Annotated in this window: 21 protein-coding genes; 14 read left to right on the top strand and 7 right to left on the bottom strand. The window is 55.9% G+C overall.

Annotated elements, in window-relative coordinates:
- Positions 1-18 precede the first annotated feature (18 nt).
- Positions 19-507, top strand: coding sequence for a DUF3429 domain-containing protein (locus GWA01_RS05050; protein WP_229315984.1), 489 nt, complete (start codon positions 19-21; stop codon positions 505-507).
- Here the strand turns inward: GWA01_RS05050 and kdsA are convergent.
- The 4 genes from kdsA to tpiA all read right to left on the bottom strand — a co-directional run bounded on the left by kdsA (position 495) and on the right by tpiA (position 4,149).
- Positions 495-1,319 carry a 3-deoxy-8-phosphooctulonate synthase gene (gene kdsA / locus GWA01_RS05055; protein ID WP_146794625.1) on the bottom strand — a complete coding sequence of 275 codons (825 nt, stop codon included), beginning with the start codon at positions 1,317-1,319 and terminating at the stop codon, positions 495-497. The genes GWA01_RS05050 and kdsA overlap by 13 nt on opposite strands.
- Complete coding sequence (locus tag GWA01_RS05060) at positions 1,319-2,947, bottom strand: CTP synthase (RefSeq protein ID WP_146794627.1); 1,629 nt, start codon at positions 2,945-2,947, stop codon at positions 1,319-1,321. The genes kdsA and GWA01_RS05060 overlap by 1 nt, the downstream gene beginning before the upstream one ends.
- A gap of 63 nt (positions 2,948-3,010) precedes the next feature.
- On the bottom strand, positions 3,011-3,358 hold the full coding sequence (gene secG / locus GWA01_RS05065; RefSeq protein WP_146794629.1) for a preprotein translocase subunit SecG: 348 nt from the start codon (positions 3,356-3,358) through the stop codon (positions 3,011-3,013).
- Positions 3,355-4,149, bottom strand: coding sequence for a triose-phosphate isomerase (gene tpiA, locus GWA01_RS05070; RefSeq protein WP_186819492.1), 795 nt, complete (start codon positions 4,147-4,149; stop codon positions 3,355-3,357). Before tpiA ends, secG begins: the two co-directional genes overlap by 4 nt.
- Positions 4,150-4,342: 193 nt before the next feature.
- On the opposite strand from tpiA, the gene GWA01_RS05075 reads away from it, so the two are divergent.
- The 12 genes from GWA01_RS05075 (at position 4,343) to GWA01_RS05130 (ending at position 17,344) form a co-directional block, all read left to right on the top strand.
- Positions 4,343-6,265: a peptidyl-prolyl cis-trans isomerase gene (locus GWA01_RS05075; protein WP_146794633.1), complete on the top strand. Its 1,923-nt coding sequence runs from the start codon at positions 4,343-4,345 to the stop codon at positions 6,263-6,265.
- Positions 6,262-7,674, top strand: a complete 1,413-nt coding sequence (gene trpE / locus GWA01_RS05080) for an anthranilate synthase component I (protein WP_146794635.1) — start codon at positions 6,262-6,264, stop codon at positions 7,672-7,674. Before GWA01_RS05075 ends, trpE begins: the two co-directional genes overlap by 4 nt.
- A 48-nt stretch (positions 7,675-7,722) precedes the next feature.
- The gene (locus tag GWA01_RS05085) at positions 7,723-8,319 is read left to right on the top strand and encodes an anthranilate synthase component II (RefSeq protein WP_146794637.1); all 597 of its coding nucleotides are present in this window, start codon (positions 7,723-7,725) and stop codon (positions 8,317-8,319) included.
- Positions 8,319-9,422 carry an anthranilate phosphoribosyltransferase gene (gene trpD / locus GWA01_RS05090; RefSeq protein WP_146794639.1) on the top strand — a complete coding sequence of 368 codons (1,104 nt, stop codon included), beginning with the start codon at positions 8,319-8,321 and terminating at the stop codon, positions 9,420-9,422. The genes GWA01_RS05085 and trpD overlap by 1 nt, the downstream gene beginning before the upstream one ends.
- Positions 9,419-10,345: an indole-3-glycerol phosphate synthase TrpC gene (gene trpC / locus GWA01_RS05095; RefSeq protein WP_146794641.1), complete on the top strand. Its 927-nt coding sequence runs from the start codon at positions 9,419-9,421 to the stop codon at positions 10,343-10,345. The genes trpD and trpC overlap by 4 nt, the downstream gene beginning before the upstream one ends.
- 149 nt (positions 10,346-10,494) lie before the next feature.
- Positions 10,495-11,490: a pyruvate dehydrogenase (acetyl-transferring) E1 component subunit alpha gene (gene pdhA / locus GWA01_RS05100; RefSeq protein WP_371858427.1), complete on the top strand. Its 996-nt coding sequence runs from the start codon at positions 10,495-10,497 to the stop codon at positions 11,488-11,490.
- Between the two features lie 3 nt (positions 11,491-11,493).
- Positions 11,494-12,861 (top strand): pyruvate dehydrogenase complex E1 component subunit beta, encoded by a 1,368-nt coding sequence (locus GWA01_RS05105; RefSeq protein WP_146794645.1) that lies wholly within the window; start codon positions 11,494-11,496, stop codon positions 12,859-12,861.
- 6 nt (positions 12,862-12,867) lie between these two features.
- Entirely contained in the window at positions 12,868-14,100 is a 1,233-nt protein-coding gene (locus tag GWA01_RS05110) for a pyruvate dehydrogenase complex dihydrolipoamide acetyltransferase (RefSeq protein ID WP_146794647.1), read from the top strand.
- Positions 14,101-14,103: 3 nt separating this feature from the next.
- Positions 14,104-15,510 (top strand): dihydrolipoyl dehydrogenase, encoded by a 1,407-nt coding sequence (gene lpdA, locus GWA01_RS05115; RefSeq protein ID WP_146794649.1) that lies wholly within the window; start codon positions 14,104-14,106, stop codon positions 15,508-15,510.
- Positions 15,511-15,515: 5 nt separating this feature from the next.
- Complete coding sequence (lipA, locus tag GWA01_RS05120; RefSeq protein ID WP_146794651.1) at positions 15,516-16,490, top strand: lipoyl synthase; 975 nt, start codon at positions 15,516-15,518, stop codon at positions 16,488-16,490.
- Positions 16,490-16,963, top strand: a complete 474-nt coding sequence (locus GWA01_RS05125) for a type II toxin-antitoxin system RatA family toxin (RefSeq protein WP_146794653.1) — start codon at positions 16,490-16,492, stop codon at positions 16,961-16,963. Before lipA ends, GWA01_RS05125 begins: the two co-directional genes overlap by 1 nt.
- A gap of 81 nt (positions 16,964-17,044) precedes the next feature.
- Entirely contained in the window at positions 17,045-17,344 is a 300-nt protein-coding gene (locus GWA01_RS05130) for a hypothetical protein (protein WP_146794655.1), read from the top strand.
- A gap of 150 nt (positions 17,345-17,494) precedes the next feature.
- Here the strand turns inward: GWA01_RS05130 and GWA01_RS05135 are convergent, their stop codons facing one another.
- Genes GWA01_RS05135 through GWA01_RS05145 form a run of 3 tightly spaced genes read right to left on the bottom strand, consistent with a single transcriptional unit; the run spans position 17,495 to position 20,412 of the window.
- Positions 17,495-17,977: a CinA family protein gene (locus GWA01_RS05135; RefSeq protein WP_146794657.1), complete on the bottom strand. Its 483-nt coding sequence runs from the start codon at positions 17,975-17,977 to the stop codon at positions 17,495-17,497.
- Positions 17,961-19,826 carry a lytic transglycosylase domain-containing protein gene (locus tag GWA01_RS05140; protein ID WP_146794659.1) on the bottom strand — a complete coding sequence of 622 codons (1,866 nt, stop codon included), beginning with the start codon at positions 19,824-19,826 and terminating at the stop codon, positions 17,961-17,963. Before GWA01_RS05140 ends, GWA01_RS05135 begins: the two co-directional genes overlap by 17 nt.
- Positions 19,810-20,412, bottom strand: a complete 603-nt coding sequence (locus GWA01_RS05145) for a TerC family protein (protein ID WP_146794661.1) — start codon at positions 20,410-20,412, stop codon at positions 19,810-19,812. The genes GWA01_RS05140 and GWA01_RS05145 overlap by 17 nt, the downstream gene beginning before the upstream one ends.
- Positions 20,413-20,501: 89 nt before the next feature.
- Between GWA01_RS05145 and purB the strand changes: the two genes are divergently transcribed.
- Complete coding sequence (gene purB / locus GWA01_RS05150) at positions 20,502-21,833, top strand: adenylosuccinate lyase (RefSeq protein WP_146794663.1); 1,332 nt, start codon at positions 20,502-20,504, stop codon at positions 21,831-21,833.
- Positions 21,834-21,892: the final 59 nt, after the last annotated feature.

Consider the following 21,892-nt stretch of genomic DNA (forward strand, 5'->3'; position numbering starts at 1 on the left):
GCCACGAGGTCAATCGACGTGAACCGTCTTCCTTTCCTAGCTGTCCTGCTCGGACTAGCGGGGCTTCTGCCCTTCGTCACACTCGGAGGCTGGATTTTTCTCGCCGGCCTTTTCACACCATTGCCTCATCTGACACTGATTCTTCTGGCTTACGGCGCTTGTATACTCTCGTTTCTGGGCGCCGTGCACTGGGGTTTGGCCATGGAAAGGCCAGATATCATCACAATCAGCGGACCATCGACGCGTGACAGACAACGGCTTCTGCTCGGAGTCTGTCCATCGCTCTGGGCATGGCTGTGCCTGTGCATCGGCGTTCTGGCAAATATGCGCGCTGGATACTTTTTAGAAATCATCGGCTTTGCCGCGACATTCATGATTGAGCGGGCAGCCTGGCGGCAGGGAGCGCTCCCGCCAGGCTATCTGCCTCTTCGCGCCGTACTGACAGCGGTCGTGATCATCAGTCTGCTGATGGCGTCACTCGCCCCGCAAAATCATTACGCGCTGTAAGACTTTGCCAGTGCGTCAAAGGCCTTCAGACGTGTCAGAAGGCCTTTCATTTCTTTTAATGGCACCATCGTCGGGCCATCGCTGGGAGCGTGATCAGGGTCCTGGTGTGTTTCGATAAACACCACAGCAACACCAATGGAGAGTGCCGCACGCGCCAGCGGCTCCACGAATTCGCGCTGGCCACCCGTGGCTGTTCCCAGACCACCCGGCTGCTGAACGGAGTGAGTCGCGTCAAACACGACCGGGTAGCCGGTTTCGGCCATGATCGGCAGACCGCGCATATCGCTCACAAGAGTGTTATAGCCAAAGCTCGTGCCGCGATCGCAAAGCATGATTCGCTCATTGCCCGTTGAGGCAATTTTTTCGGCAACATTCTTCATGTCCCAAGGCGCAAGAAACTGACCCTTCTTCACGTTGATGGCGCGACCAGTTTTACCTGCTGCCAAAAGAAGATCAGTCTGGCGGCACAGGAACGCCGGGATCTGAAGAACATCCACAGCTTCTGCGGCGATTGCACATTGCTCGGCACCGTGAACATCCGTCAGGACAGGAACACCAAAGCGCTCCCGGATCCCGGACAGAATTTCGAGTCCCTTGCTCATGCCGATACCGCGCGCAGCGGTAGCGGAGCTGCGATTCGCCTTGTCGAAGCTACTTTTATAAATCAGCCCGATGCCAAGCTCACGGGTAAGGGCGGACAAAGCATCCGCCATTTCCACGGCATGTCCTTCGGATTCGATCTGGCACGGCCCTGCAATAAGCGTAAAGGGCCGGTTCTGACCGATATCCAGCGTTCCAATGGAGAAGCTCATTAGGAGCGTGCTTTCTCAACTGCGGCCTTGATGAAGCCAGAGAACAGGGGATGCGGATCGAAAGGCTTGGAGAGCAGTTCAGGATGATACTGCACGCCAATAAACCAGGGGTGATCGGGGTATTCCACGACCTCAGGAAGAATGCCGTCCGGTGACATGCCCGAGAAACGCAGGCCTGTCTTTTCCAGAACATCACGATAGTGAACGTTCACTTCCCAGCGATGGCGATGACGCTCACGAATATCCGTCTTGCCGTAAACCTCTGCAACACGCGAGCCAGTAGCCAGCTTTGCAGGGTATGCACCGACACGCATTGTCCCGCCCAACTCTCCACCTTCACGGCGGCGAAGCATCTCGCTGCCACGTGCCCACTCGGTCATCAGGCCAACCAATGGTTCGTCTGTTGGGCCGAACTCGGTTGACGAGGCATTTGGCAGCCCTGCGAGGGAACGCGCGCATTCGATCACAGCCATTTGCATGCCGAAGCAAATGCCAAGGAAGGGGATGTTGTTTTCGCGGGCGAAGCGAACGGCATCAATCTTGCCTTCCGCACCACGCTCACCAAATCCACCTGGAACCAGAATGGCATCCACATCACGCAGGCGCTCGAGGCGGTCAGCTGATTTTTCGAATTCTTCCGATTCGATCCACTCGAGCTTCACACGGACATTGTTTGCAATGCCGCCATGCAGCAACGCTTCCGCCAGAGACTTGTAGCTATCGAGCAACGCTGTGTATTTTCCGACCACAGCAACACGGACTTCGCCCTCTGGTTCGCGAATCGTGTGAACGATCTTTTCCCAGCGTGACAGATCCGGCGTGCCGTCATGTGGCAAGCCGAAATAACGCAGGACTTCGCTGTCCATCCCCTCGCGGTTGTAGGAAATGGGGCAGGCGTAGATCGTATCGACGTCAAGCGCTGCAATGACAGCCTGCGGGCGTACATTACAGAAATTCGCAATCTTGCGGCGCTCGTTGTCAGGGATCGGACGATCAGAGCGGCACAGCAGCATCTGTGGCTGGATACCGACGTTCTGAAGTTCCTTGACGGAATGCTGCGTTGGCTTGGTCTTGAGCTCGCCTGCCGCTGGGATGTAGGGCAGGAGCGTCAGGTGAACACACATGGTGTGGTCATGACCAAGGTCATTGCGAAGCTGACGAATAGCCTCAAGGAACGGCAGACTCTCAATGTCGCCGACTGTGCCGCCAATTTCCACCAGAACGAAATCGTATTCGTCCGTGCCGGAAACCACAGCTTCCTTGATGGCATCCGTAATGTGAGGAATGACCTGAACCGTCGCACCCAGATAATCTCCGCGCCGTTCACGCGCGATGACCTCCGAATAGATTCGGCCTGTTGTGGCATTGTCAGCACGACGGGCGTGCACGCCCGTGAAACGCTCATAATGGCCGAGGTCGAGGTCTGTTTCCGCCCCGTCATCGGTTATGAACACCTCACCGTGCTGATACGGGCTCATGGTGCCCGGATCCACGTTAAGATAAGGGTCCAGCTTGCGCATGCGGACCTTATATCCGCGCGCCTGGAGGAGAGCAGCGAGCGCCGCAGAAGCGATGCCCTTGCCAAGAGAAGATACCACACCGCCGGTGATGAATACGAACCGCGTCATGGGCGGTCCTCATACACTGAACGGACGGGGTAGGGGAAGCGGAGACTGCGTCTCCGCATCAGTTCAGTGAGAAGGAATCGTCTTCGGAGCTGGCGCAGCGGGAGCCGGAGCGGCAGGAACCGAAGCAGACTGGGTTGTAGCCGCAGGCTGGGCAAGGATGTCATGGCCGCCAATACCCGAGGATGCACCACGGTTCATCACGGCCAGAACGAGGCACAGCAGCATGAAAATACCTGCCAGCACTGATGTTGCACGGGTGAGGAGTGTTGCCGTGCCACGGCCTGTCATGAACGAACCCATGCCCTGACTGCTGCCGATACCGAGACCGCCACCTTCACTACGCTGGATCAGAATCGTGCCAATCAGCGCGAGAGCGACAAGCAGGTTGATGACGAGCAGAAAAGTGGTCATGAACGAAAGGATCCGGTCTGTATGAGGGGCGGAGACGAAAAGCTGGCGGCGACGCGGATGATGTCCAGGAAACCTTCGGCTTCCAGACTGGCGCTCCCTACCAGTACGCCGTCCAGCGCCCCGATCGAAAGGATTGAAGGCGCCTGCGACGCCGTAACTGAGCCGCCATACAGGATCGGGACGCGAATGTCATCCGCCTTCAGGTGTGATTGCAACAGCCCAACGATAAGCGCTGCCGTTCTCTCCAGTTCTTCACGCGGGGGGATGATTCCGCTTCCGATCGCCCAGACAGGCTCGTATGCCAGAACGCCGGTAAAGCGGTCTGTCAGTGAGCTTTCAATCTGAGCTGCCAGAACGCTTGCAGTACGTCCTTCGCGACGCTCGGCTAGTGTTTCACCAACACAAACGATAGGGATAAGCCCGGCAGCTTCTGCGGCCTGAACCTTTTTGCACACGATCTGGCTGGTTTCGCCATGAGCCTGACGTCGCTCGGAATGACCAAGGATGACGTATTTCGTGCCGAGATCTGCGAGCATCGTCGCTGAGATATCGCCTGTGAACGGGCCGGATGCCGTCGTATGGCAATCCTGGGCGCCGAGAAAAAACTGACCGGTAGGGCCGCTGGCATCAATGATGTCATGCACGCCAGCCAGCTGGGTGAAGGGTGGACAGATGATTGTCTGCACATTCCCCTCAATCGAACGCACACCTTCCGCGATCGCACGGGCGAGGTGCGATGCGTGTTCACGAAGGCCATGCATCTTCCAGTTACCGACAACGAGCTTTGGCAGCGCAGTCATTACTGATTTCCTTTCAGGAGGAACCAGCGGTAGCTCAGGCCCGGAAAGCGGCGCTTTTTGCGTCTTCCCCTGTCAGCCTGCAAGCCATTGCTGGTCAAGCCGTCCTTGCGACATTATGGTGCCGCCAGTTCTAGCGGGCTTTCAGCGCTCGCACCATCCCGCCATCCGGATACGTCCTGACACTATGATAACAACACTGCGTCATCTCTTAGTTGACTCCTGGGCCGGGCGCGCTGCTGCGCTTCTGATCTTCCTTGCCTTCATCGGCTGGGGCGTTGGAGACGTGTATTCCAATATGGGGACTTCAGGTTCCAACGCCATCATGAAAGTGGGGGATCGCAGCATCACGCCGGACGACCTCTCACGCGGCCTGAACGCCCAGCTTCCTCAGGTCGCGCAACAGATGGGCCTGGCTGATGCTTCTCACCTGCCACAAGCAGCCCGTGAACAGGCTGCGCGCCAGGTGCTGCAGAATCTGATCACCCAGAATGAGGTCCAGGCTGCTGCAGCACGGGCGGGGATGGACGTTCCTGACGACGTTGTCCGTCAGGAAATTTTTGCAATTCCGTTCTTCCACAATGCTGCAGGCCAGTTTGACCGTTCTATCCTGAACGAGCGCCTGACCCGTATTGGCATGACGGAAGCAAACCTGATCCGCATGATGCGCGAAGATATCATCACACGTGCTGTTCTTCAGGGCATGGGGCAGTCCGTACAGATTCCGACGAGCCTGACAGAGCGTCTTCTGAGCTTCGATGCCCGCCAGCGTGTTCTGGACGTGCTCTTTATTCCGCTGCCAACCGCGCCGCTCGTAACAACGCCTACAGACGCACAGCTTCATCGTTTTTATGACAACCATCCATGGGATTTCCGTACACCGGAATATCGTCATGCAAAGATGGTCCTGCTGACACAGGATACCGTGGCACGCTCTATTGAGGTTCCGGATGACGTGCTGAAGCGCCTGTATGAAGCACAGGAACGCACATATAACGTTCCCGAAACCCGGACCCTTCAGGTTATCACCTTCGCAGACGAAGCACGCGCGGACAGTGCTGCTGTGACGTGGCGTAAGGGCCTTCCGTGGACAGATCTGCAAAAGCAGTATTCTGATGCCGCAAGTGTCTCCCTTCCGGATGCTCGTGAGAGCGACATTCCTAATCCAGAACTCGCGAAAGCTGCATTTTCTGCTCCGCTTAATCAGGTGACAGGCCCTGTAAAGACATCCGTAGGCTGGGTCGTGTTCGAAATTACCACGATCAAAGCACCTCACACGACAAGCTTTGACGCTGCAAAAGCGGACATGACTGCACAGGTGCAGAAGCAGGAAGCACCGCAGGCCGTCCAGGCCCGCATGAAACAGTTTCAGGATGCCGTTGCAGGCTCCACAACGCTTGATCGCATTCCGGCTGATCTCGGGGCCGCCCCTGTTGCGGGCACAATGGATGCGCAGGGTATGACCAAAGATGGCATGCCAGCGCCCATCCCAGGGAATGAAGCTCTGCGCAAAGCTGTGGTCGCCCGTGTATTTTCTCAGAACAAGGGCGCACAGCCGAGCGTTGTGAATGGCCCTGATGGAAGTGCTTTCGCAATTTTTGTTGATGATGTTCAGCCCGGAACACTGAAACCGTTCGAGAGCGTGCGTGCGCAGGTCGTTCAGAAATGGACCGCAGAGCAGAACCGTCGGATCGCCAACGAACGCACCACCACTCTCTTTACGGCTGCAAAATCCACAACGCTTGCGAAAGCGGTTGCAGGCCAGCCTGAGGAAGGTGGCATGCGCCGTAATGTAACGCTTTCACGCATCCATCCAGATCAGAGCTTGCCGGAAGCTGTGACGCGTGCCGCATTCGGAAATGCTGTCGGCAAAACCGCGATGCTGGAAACGCCAGAGGGCTACTGGCTTGTAAACGTGACCTCCGAGAAAGCTCCGGATCCGAAAGATATTCACCAACTAACATCGCAGTTGCAGAGCCAGTATCTGCAGTCTCTGCAAAGCGATATCCCTGTGGCGTTGAATGCGGCGTTTGAGAAAGAAGTCCCCCCGACGCACATCAACATGAGCCTCTTCAATCAGGTTGTGGCGGCAACCGGAGCGCAGCAGTGACCATCCTCCACACAATCGAGGCGGCTGACCTTCTAACACCTGTCTCGGCCTTTATCCGCCTTTCTCGAATATCGACGGATCCATACCGGCTTCTGTTCGAAAGCGTGGAAGGAGGCGCCGCAAGGGGGCGTTATTCGGTCATTGCACTTCTTCCGGATGTTGTCTGGAAGTGCCGGGATGGCAAGGCAACCCGAGACGGCGTGGCAGTTCCCGGGAAGCCACTCGAGTCTTTGAAGACTCTCGTGGACGAGAGCCAGATGGACCTTCCAGAAGGAATGCCCCCCATGATCGGGGGTGTTTTTGGTGTCCTGGGATACGACATGGTCCGCCAGATGGAACGCCTTCCGGTAGGGCCGGTCAATGATTTGGCCCTCCCTGAGGGTGTCATGATCCGGCCACGCCTTTTTGCCGTATTCGATTCCGTGCGTGACGAATTGACGCTCGCTGTACCCGTAAGAGGGTCAATGGGGGAAGAAGAAGCTCGAACGCTCCTGAAGCAGGCGAGGGAGGCTCTTGCAGCTCCTCTCGGCAATGTGACGGAGACACTACCTGCGGGTAGCGAGTTGACGCTGCCTGAATCAAACATGTCTCATGAGCAGTTTCTGGCCAATGTCAGAACTGCGCAGGACTATATCGCTGCTGGAGATGCATTCCAGATTGTTCCCAGCCAGCGCTTTAAAACCGAATTCCCCCTGTCTCCGCTTGCTCTCTATCGCAGTCTCCGCCGCATAAATCCGGCACCGTTTCTGTTTCTGATGGAGCTGGAGGACTACGCACTCGTGGGTTCCTCGCCCGAAATTCTTGTACGTCTGCGGCAGGGAGAAGTGACCGTTCGTCCGTTGGCTGGCACGCGCCCCAGAGGGAAGGATGTGGCACAGGATCTTGCGCTTGAGAAGGAACTTCTGGCTGATCAGAAGGAACTGGCTGAGCACCTCATGCTGATCGACCTCGGCCGCAATGATGTAGGGCGCGTTGCGAAGCTTGGGAGCGTGAAAGTTCCGGAACAGTTCATGGTCGAGCGTTACAGCCACGTCATGCATATTTCCTCGACCGTTACCGGAGAAATCCGTCCGGAATGCGGGGCCATGGACGCTCTTGTGGCAGCATTCCCGGCAGGAACCCTTACTGGCGCCCCGAAGATCCGGGCCATGGAAATCATTGACGAACTCGAGCCAACCCGCCGCGGGCCGTATTCGGGTTGTGTCGGCTATTTCGGTGCTGATGGCGAGATGGACACATGCATCGGTTTACGCATGGCTGTCGTAAAGGATGGCACGATGTATGTTCAGGCTGGATGTGGCGTCGTCGCTGACAGCAATCCGGAAGCGGAATATCAGGAAACACGCGCGAAAGCCCGGGCATTGTTCCGTGCGGCAGAGGCTGCGGTTTCGGCGGCGGCAAGGGGTTGAGCTCAGGATGTATTTGACGCAGACGAATGTGCAGGCCATCTTGCTGCCATGATCCTGCTCATCGATAATTATGACAGCTTCACCTTCAACCTGGTGCACCATTTCGGTGCGCTGGGTGTGACTTGTGAAGTCCGTCGCAATGATGCCTTAACCGCTGAAGAAGCTCTTGCGCTTAAACCTTCCGCAATCGTGATTTCACCAGGGCCCTGCGCACCAGATGATGCAGGCGTCTGCCTTGATCTGATCAGCGCCGCAGCGGGGAAGGTGCCTGTGCTGGGTGTGTGCCTAGGACATCAGGCTATTGGGCAGGTTTTCGGCGCCAAAGTGGTGCGTGCGCCAGTTCCCATGCACGGCAAGATCAGTGCGGTCGAACATGATGGGACAGGCGTTTTTACAAATCTTCCGATGCCTGTGGACGTTGTACGATATCACAGCCTTACGCTTGCACCTGAGACCATTCCTGCTGAGCTTCTGGTCAACGCCCGCTCGGCAGATGGCGTTATTATGGGTGTGCGTCATCGTGATTACCCGATCCATGGTGTGCAGTTTCACCCTGAGAGCATTGCGTCCGTTGCGGGGCGGGAGCTTCTTTCGAACTTCCTGGATATTGCAGGCATAACGACGAAGACGGTTCAGGCTGCCTGATGAGTGTCTTTACCCAGGAGCCTGCTTTTTCCGATATTCTGAAAAAAGCTGCCTCAGGACAGTCCTTGAGCAGCATGGAAGCTGAAAACGCTTTCAATATCATTATGGAGGGTGGCGCCGAGCCTGTACCTCTGGCCGCATTTCTCACAGCCCTTCACATGCGTGGTGAAACACCGGATGAGCTTGAAGGTGCTGTAAGGGCCGTTAGGGCCCATATGACAGTCCTCCCTGCAGCCCCTTCTGAAAGCATTGATGTCTGCGGAACAGGTGGAGACGGCCTAGGGACACTCAATGTGTCCACCGCCGTTGCATTTGTGCTTGCTGGCCTAGGTGTACCCGTTGCGAAACACGGCAATCGTGCTCTTTCTTCGCAATCCGGTGCGACAGACGTGCTGGAAAAGCTCGGTATTCTGCCAATCGAAGATCTTCAAAAGCAAGCCAATAGTTTGCAATCAAACGCGTTAGCCTTCCTTGCTGCTCCGCTACATCATCCTGCCATGCGCCATGCAGGTCCGGTGCGCAAGGCATTGGGTTTTCGAACAATTTTTAATTTGCTCGGCCCTCTGTGTAATCCAGCTCAGGTTAAGCGACAGCTTGTCGGCGTTTTTGATCAAAGTTGGTGTGAGCCAGTGTCACAAACTTTGGGCCGTCTGGGCGCAGAGTGTGCATGGGCAGTCCATGGAGAGACAGATGAAGGTGGCAGTGACGAGCTGACACTTGCCGGTTCCGCCACGGTCGTTGCGTGGGAATATGGGAAAACCCTTCATTTTACTGTAAGCCCCGAAATGGCAGGTTTTCCAGTTTCTCCGATTTCCTCTATTCGCGGAGGCGACGCCGAGCATAATTCGCATAAACTTCGTGCTCTGCTCGAAGGCGAAAAAGGAAGTTACCGTGATACCGTTTTATTGAATGCCGCTGCGGCACTTCATGTTGCGGGCCGCGGGAATATTCTTGAAACGGGGAAGATTTGCCCCAATTCATTGAAGAAGAACGTCGCCTTGGCTGCGCGTTCTCTGGACGACGGACACGCACTCAGAGCGCTACAGAACGCGAGCATGTCTCCAACTCTATACACTGCCAGCAAAAACACAGGATTATCATGAGCTTCATGCCACAGCGACCGGCTATTGCCTATGCGTCCTCTGAGGCGGATGGTCAGTTCCCGGATCCGGAAATTCCGGAGACCACAACACCTCCAGTAGAAGATCCCGCCGCCGAAGCGGAGGTTGATCGCGGAGATGTTCTGGCTCGTATCTGTGCACGTACACGGGTTGACGTGGAACAGCGCTCACAGATCATGTCCCTTAAAGAGATTACGACAAGGGCACGTGAAGTCAGCACCCCGACACGCGGTTTTGGTCAGGCTCTACAGCACCTGACGGCAGATCGTCAGGTCGGACTGATTGCGGAAATCAAGAAAGCATCACCGTCTGCTGGAATTCTTCGGCCGGAATATGATCCCGTCGGTATCGCAAGAGCATATCAGGCTGCGGGAGCGACGTGCCTGTCCGTTCTGACGGAAGGGTCATGCTTTCATGGAAAGACTGATGATATCCGTCTAGTGCGGGAAGCTTGCAGCCTCCCGATCCTGAGAAAGGATTTCATTCTTGATCCGTGGCAGGTTCATGAAAGCCGCTTGATCGGTGCTGATTGCATTCTTCTTATCATGGCAGCGCTCTCAGAGAGTCAGGCGTCAGAGCTTATCGCCATTGCACGCGGCCTCGACATGGATGTCCTGGTAGAGGTGCATGATGAAGATGAACTTACACGCGCCCTCGCGCTCGATACGTTTATGATTGGCATAAACAACCGCAATCTCAAGACGTTAAAGACCGATATTCAAACGACTATCGATCTTGCTCCTATGGTTCCTCCAGACCGTCTCGTTATTTCTGAAAGCGGCATCCGAACCCAGAGCGACCTGATGCGAGTTGGAGACATTGGGGCAAGTGCAGTCCTCGTTGGTGAAAGCCTGCTCCGGCAGGACGATCCGGGAGCAGCGGCCCGCAAGCTTCTCGGTTTCTGATCGGACAACCGCTTAGCTTTCTACTCCTTATAAAGCTTTACGGGAACTTTACGGTTCCGGGCCCGTGCATGGACTGGCCATTTCCCGTTCATGCCAGTAAGGAGCATTTCAAAATCAAGACTTTCCACCAGGAGACCGCCATGGACGGGATGCCTTCCGTTCCGGACCGGAGCAACGGTCCGGCCCTTTCGCCGGAAACAATGAAACGCGCATACAAGGACATGGTCCTTATCCGCCGTTTCGAAGAAAAAGCCGGCCAGCTTTATGGCATGGGTCTGATTGGTGGTTTCTGTCACCTTTATATCGGCCAGGAAGCGGTTGTTGTAGGCATTGGCCTGCACATGAAGCAGGGCGACAAGTCTATCACGTCCTATCGCGATCATGGACAGATGCTGGTTGCCGGCATGACTGCCCGCGGCGTGATGGCTGAACTCACAGGACGGGCAGGAGGCTATTCCCGCGGGAAGGGCGGCTCCATGCACATGTTCTCCCGGGAGAAAGAGTTCTACGGAGGTCACGGCATTGTTGGCGCACAGGTTTCCCTGGGGACCGGCCTTGCTTTTGCCAACAAATACCGTGGCTCAGATGAGGTCTCGATCGTCTATTTCGGCGAAGGTGCTTCTGCACAGGGTCAGGTTTACGAGAGTTTCAATCTAGCGGCCCTTCACAAGCTCCCCTGTATCTACGTGATTGAGAACAATCGTTACGGCATGGGCACCTCAATCGAGCGTGCAACAGCTTCCAAGGACCTGTCGCGCAACGGCGAGCCTTGGGGCATTCCGAGCCGGAAAGTCGATGGCATGGATGTGTTTGCTGTCGAACAGGCCGCTCAGGAAGCGATGGAGCATTGCCGTGCGGGCAAGGGGCCATTCCTGTTGGAAATGGAAACATATCGCTATCGCGGGCACTCCATGTCTGATCCAGCGAAATATCGTCAGCGAACAGAAGTGGAAGAAATGCGCCGGACACGCGATCCTATCGAAAATCTAAAAGCTGAAATGCTGCGCGCTGGCATTACCGAAGACGTACTCAAAGATATCGAGACAGAAGTGAAAGCAACGGTTGCTGACGCAGTGGAATTCGCTCAGGTCAGCCCGGAGCCGGACCCGTCTGAACTGTGGACCGACATTTTGGTGGAGGCATAACCCATGGCTTCTCCAATTCTGATGCCAGCTCTTTCGCCCACCATGACCGAAGGGACGATAGCCCGTTGGCTGCGTAAGGTCGGTGAGCGGGTTCAGTCTGGTGACGTGATTGCCGAAATCGAGACCGACAAGGCGACCATGGAAGTGGAAGCCGTTGATGACGGTATTCTCGGCCAGATACTGGTTCCTGAGGGAACGCAGAACATCGCTGTAAACACGCCAATCGCTGTTTTGCTTGACGAGGGTGAAGACGCTGCGTCTGCGGGCGATTTCGCGCGCTCTTCCGCTCCTGCAAATGAGAGCCCAGCTACGAGCCCTGTTGCAAACGCTAGTGCTGTGGCCACAGCACCGCCCTCAATCGCTGTTGCGGAAGATCGCGACTGGGGCGAGACATCTGAAATCACTGTGCGTGAGGCACTTCGTGACGCAATGGCAGCGGAACTCCGTAGGGATGAGGATGTATTCCTGATCGGCGAAGAAGTTGCGCAATATCAGGGTGCCTACAAGATAAGCCAAGGCCTTCTGGACGAGTTTGGTGAAAAGCGTGTCATCGATACTCCGATAACCGAGCATGGTTTCACGGGTATGGCAGTTGGTGCGGCCCTAACGGGACTGAAGCCAATCGTTGAATTCATGACAATGAATTTTGCGCTTCAAGCTGTTGATCATATTATTAATTCCGCAGCAAAAACGCTTTACATGTCTGGCGGACAGATGGGGTGCCCCATCGTGTTCCGTGGCCCTAACGGCGCGGCTGCGCGTGTCGGCGCGCAGCACTCACAATGCTTTGCAAGCTGGTATGCACATATTCCAGGCCTGAAGGTTGTGGCGCCCTGGTCGTCTGCCGATGCAAAGGGACTGCTGCGCGCTGCGATCCGTGATCCTAACCCAGTCATCGTGCTGGAAAACGAGATCCTTTACGGACAAAAATTTCCATGCCCGGTCGACGAGGACTTCATACTGCCGATCGGTCGCGCAAAGATCGAACGTGAAGGCAAGGATGTGACGCTGGTCGCATTCTCCATCATGGTCGGCGTAGCACTTGAAGCTGCAGAGAAGCTGGCAGAAGAGGGTATTGATGCAGAAGTCATCAATCTTCGCAGCATCCGGCCGCTAGACACCGAAACGATCGTCAACAGCGTCAAAAAGACCAGCCGACTTGTTTCAGTCGAGGAAGGCTGGCCTGTCGCTGGTATAGGCGCAGAAATATGCATGATTGCAACGGAGCACGCCTTTGACTGGCTCGATGCGCCACCTGCACGTGTCTGTGGCCTAGATGTTCCGCTTCCTTATGCCGCCAACCTTGAAAAACTGGCACTTCCAAAGCCCGAATGGGTAGTGGATGCTGTCCGCAAGCAGTTCCGGGACTGACCGACAATGGCTACCGATATTTTGATGCCGGCTCTGTCGCCGACCATGACCGAGGGCAAGCTGGCACGCTGGCTCAAGAAGGAAGGGGATGCCGTTGCTGCTGGTGACGTTATCGCCGAAATTGAGACTGACAAGGCGACCATGGAAGTGGAAGCTGTGGACGAGGGTATCCTCGGGCGCATCCTGATTGCGGAGGGCAACGAGGGAATTCCGGTCAACACACCGATTGCTGTGCTTGTTGAAGATGGGGAAGCTGTTCCGGAAGCTTCGGTCCCGGCAAATCAGCCACCATCTGCGCCATCGCAGCCCCAGCCTGACCATGCTCCATCCACGAAACAGCCTTCCTCAACAGCGGAGAAAGGAGCACGAATTTTTGTGTCTCCTTTGGCCAAGCGGATCGCAAAGGAACTGGGGATTGCGTTGACAGCGCTCAAGGGCTCTGGACCGAACGGTCGCATTCTGCGCCGCGATGTTGAAAATCGTCCAAAGGCTGCGCCTGTTGAAGCGCCGGCACCAAAGAGCACACCTGCTGCTACAACAGCCTCCGTGGATAACGTGACCCGCGTTGCGAACTCTACGATGCGCAAGGTGATTGCTCGTCGCCTGACAGAGTCGAAAACGCAGGTTCCACATTTTTATGTCTCGGTGGATATCGAGCTGGACGAGTTGCTTGCACTGCGCGCAAAACTCAACGCGACATCTCAGGACAACGCTTACAAAATTTCCGTCAATGACATGATGATCAAAGCCGTGGCACTTGCCCTACGCAAGCTGCCCGGCCTTAATGTTCAGTTTACGGATGCTGAAACGCTTCATTTCGAGAACATCGATATTTCGATGGCTGTGTCTATTCCTGATGGCCTTATCACTCCGATCATTCGCGGTGCAGACAGCAAGTCTCTGCGTGAGATCAGCCGCGAAGCAAAGGACCTGGCCAAGCGGGCGCGGGCAGGGAAGCTCAAGCCTGATGAATTTCAGGGCGGTACATTTTCGATCTCGAACATGGGTATGTTCGGAGTCCGTGATTTCGCAGCGATTATCAACCCGCCGCAGGCTGGCATTCTGGCCATCGCGTCTGGTGAAAAACGTGCCGTCGTCAAGGATGGCCAAATTGCGATTGCAACGGTCATGACAGCGACACTTTCTGTTGATCATCGTGCAGTCGATGGCGCTCTTGGCGCGCAATGGCTGAATGCACTGCGCGACATCGTGCAGAATCCTTACTCTCTGGTGGTCTGAACCATGTCCGATACTTTCGATCTGATCGTCGTTGGTGGTGGCCCGGGCGGCTATGTTGCCGCACTGCGCGCAAGTCAACTCGGCATGAATGTGGCGCTTGTTGAAAGCACACATATGGGTGGGGTGTGCCTGAACTGGGGCTGCATTCCGACCAAGGCGCTCCTGCGTTCATCCGAAATTCACCACATGCTCCACGAACTAGGCAATTTCGGTTTTTCTGCCGAGAATGTTGGATTTGATCTGAGCAAGATCGTGGGTCGCTCTCGCAGCATCGCAAGGCGTATGGGTGGCGGAATTGCGCATCTGCTCAAAAAAGCCAAAGTCACAACCTTTGACGGTCGCGCGAAACTTGCGGGACGTGCAGGCGAAGCACACAAGGTAAGCATTTCCAAGGATGGAGCGGAGATCGCCACCATTCTTGCACCCCACGTCATTCTTGCAACCGGTGCGCGCGGACGTCAGCTTCCAGGACTGGAAACAGACGGCAAGCTCATCTGGGGAGCGCGGGAAGCCATGACCCCGACAGAGCTTCCCAAGCGTCTTCTGGTGATCGGTTCAGGCGCTATCGGCATCGAATTTGCCTCTTTCTACCGGAATATGGGCAGTGAAGTGACGATTGCCGAAGTGGCGGATCGTATTCTGATTGCTGAAGATCCGGAAATCAGCGCCATGGCTCGTAAGTCTTTTGAAAAGCAGGGGATGAAGATCATCACCGGCGCAAAAGTAGGCCCGCTGAATAAGAGCGAGAACGAGGTTTCCACGACAATCGAGAGCGCGGCAGGCAGCATTGAACTGACTGTGGACCGTGTGATCTGCGCGGTTGGTATTGTGGGAAATGTCGAGGATCTTGGCCTCGAAAACACCAGTGTCAAAGTAGATCGTACGCATATTGTGGTTGATGGTTTCTGCCGCACAGCAGAGCCCGGCCTTTATGCCATCGGTGACGTAGCCGGTGCGCCTTGGCTGGCACACAAAGCCAGCCATGAGGCTGTCATCTGTGTTGAAAAGATTGCTGGCCGCTCTCCGCATCAGTTGCACCCTCTGAACATTCCAGGATGCACCTATTCACGTCCACAGATTGCTTCTGTTGGCATGAGCGAGGAGAAAGCACTGGCCGCAGGTCACAAGATCAAGGTTGGTCGTTTTCCCTTCATTGCGAATGGCAAAGCTGTAGCGATGGGCGAGACGGACGGAATGGTGAAAACCGTTTTTGATGCCTCAACTGGTGAATTGCTGGGCGCGCACATGATCGGTGCGGAAGTCACCGAGATGATCCAGGGTTATGTCATTGCACGTACGAGCGAGCTGACAGAGGCCGAGCTTATCGAAACCGTGTTCCCGCATCCGACGATTTCGGAGACGATGCATGAATCGACACTGGCGGCTTTCGACGGCGCGCTCCATATTTGAAGCCCATGTCCCAGCGCATCACGATAGACCATCGCACAGTCCCTTCCAGTGCCCTGAGGCATCCGGAAAAGGCGCATCGCCCTGACAACCCGATCCAGCGTAAGCCGGACTGGATCAGGGTCCGTGCGCCCAATCATCCCATCTATCATGAGACGAAAGCTCTCATGCGGGAAAACAGGCTGACGACAGTCTGTGAGGAAGCTGCCTGCCCGAACATTGGTGAGTGCTGGTCACAGCGTCATGCGACCATGATGATCATGGGCGAGATCTGCACACGTGCCTGCTCTTTTTGCAATGTGACCACTGGGATGCCAAACCGGCTCGACAATGACGAGCCTCGCCGTGTCGCTGAAGCAGTTGCAAAGCTTGGGCTGCGTCACGTCGTGATCACATCTGTTGACCGCGATGATCTTGAGGATGGCGGCGCACGTCACTTCGCGGAGGTCATTTCCTCTGTGCGGAATGCATCTCCCGGGACGACCATCGAGATCCTGACGCCTGATTTCCTTCGGAAAGACGGCGCTCTTGAGATCGTCGTTGCGGCTAGGCCGGATGTGTTCAATCACAATATCGAGACTGTGCCACGCCTGTATCCTACCATCCGACCCGGAGCGCGTTACTATCAATCTGTCCGCCTCCTGGATGGGGTGAAGAAACTTGATCCGTCCATTTTCACCAAGTCAGGCCTCATGCTTGGCCTAGGGGAGGAGAAGCCCGAGGTCGGGCAGGTGATGGATGATTTCCGCGTTGCTGATGTCGATTTTCTGACCCTTGGCCAGTATCTTCAGCCGACAGTCAAACACGCATCTGTCAAAAACTTCATTACCCCGGAAGAGTTTGATGGTTATGCTGCAACAGCCCGCGCAAAAGGGTTCCTTCAGGTGAGCGCAAGCCCACTGACAAGGTCTTCCTATCATGCGGACAGTGATTTTGCGGAGCTGCGCGATGCGCGGGCCCGCCGACTGAAAGAAAGTGTCTGATGCCGACCCATGCCGAACAGCGGCTGATTGCATACACACCGGAGCAGCTTTTCGATCTGGTGGCGGATGTGGGAAAATATCCGCAGTTTCTGCCTTGGTGTGTAAAAGCTATTGTTAAATCCCGCACGGAAACAGAGCTCGTTGCAGATCTGACGATTGGCTTTGGTCCGTTCCGGGAGACATTCACAAGCAGAGTGACGCTGGAGCGTCCTTCCCGCATACGCGTAAGCTACGAGAAAGGGCCGTTTAGATACTTAAACAATGTCTGGACATTTACCCCCGATCCTCGCGGATGTCTGGTCGATTTCTTCGTTGATTTTGAATTCCGTTCTCGCCTGCTGCAGAACGCGATTGGGGTTGTATTCAATGAAGGAGTACGCCTAATGGTGTCTGCCTTCATCAAACGCGCACGGGACACATACGGGACCCCGCACGTTACGCCGAGAGCTCAGCCAGACCTTACAAAAGCGTAATGACTGGCTGAAAGTGAACTTTTCTGGAAGCGCCGCGTTTGTCAGATATCGATGCACGATTTGCGACAAGGAGTTTTTACCGTGAAGAAAATCACTTTTGGCACCCTAGCTCTTGCAACACTCGTGGCAGCAGCCTCGCCAGCAATGGCAGAGCACCATCATGGGAAGCATGGCACCCATCACAAAAAGGGTGACACGAGCGAAACGAAAAAGGTTGCTCCGGGTGAAGGTTCGCCGGAAACTGCGGATCTGAATGCACGCTCGCTCCAGCAGGCACAGACTCCGGTTCCCGCAGCTCCTGCCGCGGTACCTGGCACGACCACGCCAGTTGCTCCGTCAACTGAATCCACGATGCCCGCAAACGCGCCTACACCGAACTAAAAACTCGCAAAGTCGCTAATCTTGGAAAAGCCCTCCCGCAAGGTGAGGGCTTTTTTTATGGCCAATCGTTTTCTAAGTGCCTTGCGGGTGAGCAGAAGTCTATTGGTGGTTTTCCGCACAAGAAATTCACACTGAAAAACGGCTCAATGTTTAGGTAGCAAGCACCATTTCAAGGGCGTGCCTCAATGTCGCAAGCCGAATGGCATCACGATCGCCAGTGAAGTGCAAACGCTCCGATGAAATCCTGCCATTTGCAGCAATACCGAAACAGACTGTCCCTACAGGTTTTTCCTCAGAACCGCCCCCAGGGCCAGCGATGCCGGTCACGGAAACGGCTATTGTCGCATCCGTAGCGCGCATGAGGCCACCTTGTGCCATGGCTTCGGCCACCTCGATACTTACTGCTCCGAAGGCCTCGATGAGCGGCTCAGGCACACCAACGGCTGAGGCTTTAAGAGCGTTCGAATAAGTGACAAAGCCGCCCTCAACCACTTCTGATGCACCAGATATGGCCGTCAGGGCTGCACAGATCATACCGCCCGTGCAGCTTTCTACAGTTACAAGGCGGCCATGGCTCTGAGCAAGATGCGAAAGAACCCTGTGAACGAGATCGCTATCATCCTGATTGGTCATGTTGCTCAAGTGTCCTGTAGATTTGCATGTTGGCTAGAATATTCTGGATGTAGATGCGCGTTTCCAGATAAGGGACACGCTCTATCCAGTCGATAAGATCGTCTTGCGCAAGGGAAGCAGGTGGGTTGGCCAGTATCCACTGATCAACACGATGTGGTCCGGCGTTATATGCGGCAAGCGCGTAGGGAAGAACACCGTCAAAACGTGTCAGAAGCTGGGAGAGATAGGCGCTCCCGACAGTGATGTTCGTCTCCGGATTTTCCAGACCAGATGGTGTGACATTAAGTTTTTTCAGGCCAGCATGCCGGACAACATCCCGCGCAGCTCCTGGCAGCAATTGCAAAAGACCCACCGCATTTGCAGGGCTGAGCGCATAAGGATCGAAGCTACTTTCCTGCCGAACCACAGCAAGGACAAGCCCTTCAGGCAGGTTCGGGTTCTGGTTGCCGACATAGGTGAGCGGGAAGCCCTCAGGATAAAGAGCCACCCCTTTACGAGCTAGGGCGCGCGCGGCGAAAACATCAGGTTCTGCAACACCCAATTGTACTGATAGATCGGCTACGGCGCGCTGCTCCGAAGGCATTGCTGAGGCCATTTGAAGCGCCATCAGGAAAAGGCGTGCGTTTCTGATATCGCCCATACCTGCGAGTTCAATGGCGGCGTCCACGAGATCCTGACGCGCTATTTTCCCCGCAGTGGGGACAGGCATTGTGCTCAAATTTCTCTGCAGCGCCTGTGTAAACTCAGGGATTGAGGAGTGGCGCGTCAAGAGGTCCTGCGTCTGAGACAAAGCAGCCAGCGCCAGTTGGCCGTAGAATGTGGTGGGAAACCCTGCAGCTGCCTCATAAGCGATATGGGCATTCTCCCCGTGACCCAGAGCTTCATGCGCACGCCCGGACCAATAAAAGCCTCGGGCACGAACCGTAAGAGACGTGGCGTCTGTGAGCTGCTGGAAGGCTGGAAGTGCTTTGGCAGGATCATTCTGAATGCGCAGTGCTATGAAGCCACTCAGGAAAGCGGCATTCTGACGGTCCGGGCTACTGGCGGGAGATGTCTGGTCATCCGCAATTGTGTATGCGTCTGCCCCTCTGCCTGCCAGCAGAAGGGCGCGTGCGAGCGCGTTTCGTTCCAAAGCCCAGGCATGTGATGGCGTTCTGGCCTGAAAAGGCTGCCCAGCCCCATCCCACAAAGCAAGCGCATCGTCCAAACGACCAGCGCGGCGCAGGGCATGGATGCGATACTGTATCAGTTTTGCGTCTGTCTGCTGCTCCGTAGAAAGATCATCGAAGAGTGTATCGGCATCCGGCGAAGACGTTTTCTGACTCAGACGTGCATTGGCAACAGGCTGCTGATCTGGCTGAAGGCGCAGGATCTGGCGTCGGGCAGCCGCATACTGGCCTGTAGCCTCCTGACGTTCATAGCGTGTCCATTGGTCAGCGGGAGTGAAGCTTTGCCCGAAAAGCGAGAGCAGATCTTGTTCGTCCGCAGGGCTGTTTGCACTGGAAATCCAAATCCTGCGTGCCTGTTCGCCCGGGTCTTTGAGATGAGATGCACAAACGAGGAACGCCTGAACATTTGAAAGGGGCAGGGACGGGCAAAGCTCTGATAACTCCGCGTCGTCCGTCGTTTTGGCGAGAGCATTCTGATATCGCCACATTATTCGGGCCCGTGATGGCCATTGGGGCGTCTGCACAAGAAAGGAATGATATCGCTCGGCGGGCAGGTTGACGCCTGCTGGTCCCGCCAGCTCAAGCCATTCCATCAGGCGGTCATGGACCGGTGATGGAGCAGGCGCTGCCCCCAGCAAGAAGGGTGCAGCAATCAAAAGGATCTTACTCGTGCGGAACATACTGCAGAAGCTCTCCGCCGCCACGGATGATAAGTTCGAGGGCAACGCCGAGGACGACCAGCAACCCGACCCATGCGATCCATTTGTGGCGGGTGAGGAGATCCGCGATGAAATTGGCGGCAACCCCCATGAGAAGGACAGAGAACGCCAGTCCCGCCATGAGAATGCCCGGGTGCCCGATTGAGGCGCCCGCAACTGCGAGAACATTGTCCAGGCTCATGGACAGATCGGCAACGACTATCTTGAGAACGGCTGGTCCGAGACGAGGGGATGCCTCAACGTTTTCTTCGTTGGCCATGTCTTGCCGGAGTTCACGGAACATCTTCCAGCAGACCCAGAGCAACAGCAGGCCACCCGCAAATGTCAGGCCCACGATACCCAGAAGGCGAGAGGCCAGAAGTGCCAGGCCGATGCGGAGAACCGCTGCAAATGCCGTGCCGATCAGGATGGCCAGACGGCGCTGACGTCCCTGAAGGGAACGGACGGCCATTCCGATCACGATCGCGTTGTCGCCCGCGAGTGTTACGTCAATGAGGATGACCTGAACCAGCGCAATCAGGGAATGGAGTAGAAAATGGGACGACAATGCAATGTTCTTCCAAAAGAGGTCTGTGCAATATCTTCGTATTTGGTCTAAGCAGCCTCCGTAAAGACCCACCCTGCTCCGGAGTTCCTATGGTCCCGCGCTATAGCCGTCCCCAGATGACCGCGATTTGGTCTTCAGCCAACCGTTACCGCATCTGGTTCGAGATCGAAGCACTCGCATGTGAAGCCATGGCAGAGCGCGGTGCAATCCCCGCCGAAGCCGCCCGGATCATCCGTACGAAGGGCGATGCCGCAATGGCCGCGTTCTCCGACGCCGACCTCGCACGGATCGATGAGATCGAAGCAGAAACGCGCCATGATGTCATCGCGTTCCTTACATGGCTTGCAGAAAAAATCGGACCAGAGAGCCGTTTTGTTCATCTGGGCATGACCTCTTCGGACGTTCTGGACACGTGCCTCTCGGTTCAGATGACGCAAGCGTGTGATCTTCTGCTGGAAGATCTGGACAAGGTTCTGGCAGCGCTCAAGGCGCGGGCTTACGAGCATAAAAACACTGTCACGATTGGTCGCAGTCACGCCATTCATGCGGAGCCGACCAGCTTCGGCCTGAAAATTGCGGGCCACTACGCCGAATTCGCGCGTAACCGCAAGCGCCTCCTGACAGCCCGTGAGGAAATTGCGGTCTGTGCAATTTCGGGTGCGGTTGGCACCTATGCGCATATTGACCCGGAAGTTGAGGCATATGTCGCAGACAAACTAGGTCTGGCTGCAGAAGACGTCTCCACGCAGGTCATCCCGCGTGATCGCCACGCCGCGTTCTTCTGTACGCTCGGCGTCATCGCAAGCGGGATCGAGCGTCTGGCTGTAGAGGTTCGTCACCTCCAGCGCTCCGAAGTCCGGGAAGCGGAAGAATTTTTCCATCCGGGGCAGAAGGGCAGCTCCGCGATGCCTCACAAGCGCAATCCGGTTCTCTCGGAAAACCTTACGGGCCTTGCACGTCTGATCCGCTCTCATGTGACACCGGCTCTTGAGAACGTTGCTCTGTGGCATGAGCGCGACATTAGCCATTCGGCTGTCGAGCGTAATATCTGCCCGGATGCAACGATCGGGCTGGATTTTGCTCTGATGCGTCTTGCAGGAATGATGGAGAAGCTGGTCGTCTATCCTGAGCAGATGATCGCAAACATGGAAAGCCTCGGCGGCGTGGTCCATTCGGGAGAGGTGCTTCTGGCACTGGCCCGCGCCGGTATCACGCGCGAGGACGCCTATCGCATCGTCCAGCGCAACGCCATGGCAACATGGACCAAGCTCAACAAGCCCGATGGCAAAAGCTTCCGAGAGAATCTTGCGGAAGACCCAGAAGTTTCAGGACGTATTGATGCGGATCTTCTGGATCGCGCCTTCGATGCTTCCCTGCATCTTCAGGCTGTTGACCGCGTCTTTACGCGCATCTTCGGCTGAGAGAAGGGGCGGGCAGATTATTACTGCCCGTCCGCTCTCGCCGTTCGGACAGTGGAATG

The organism is Gluconobacter wancherniae NBRC 103581 (assembly GCF_007988885.1).
GTDB classification, from domain to species: Bacteria; Pseudomonadota; Alphaproteobacteria; order Acetobacterales; family Acetobacteraceae; genus Gluconobacter; species Gluconobacter wancherniae.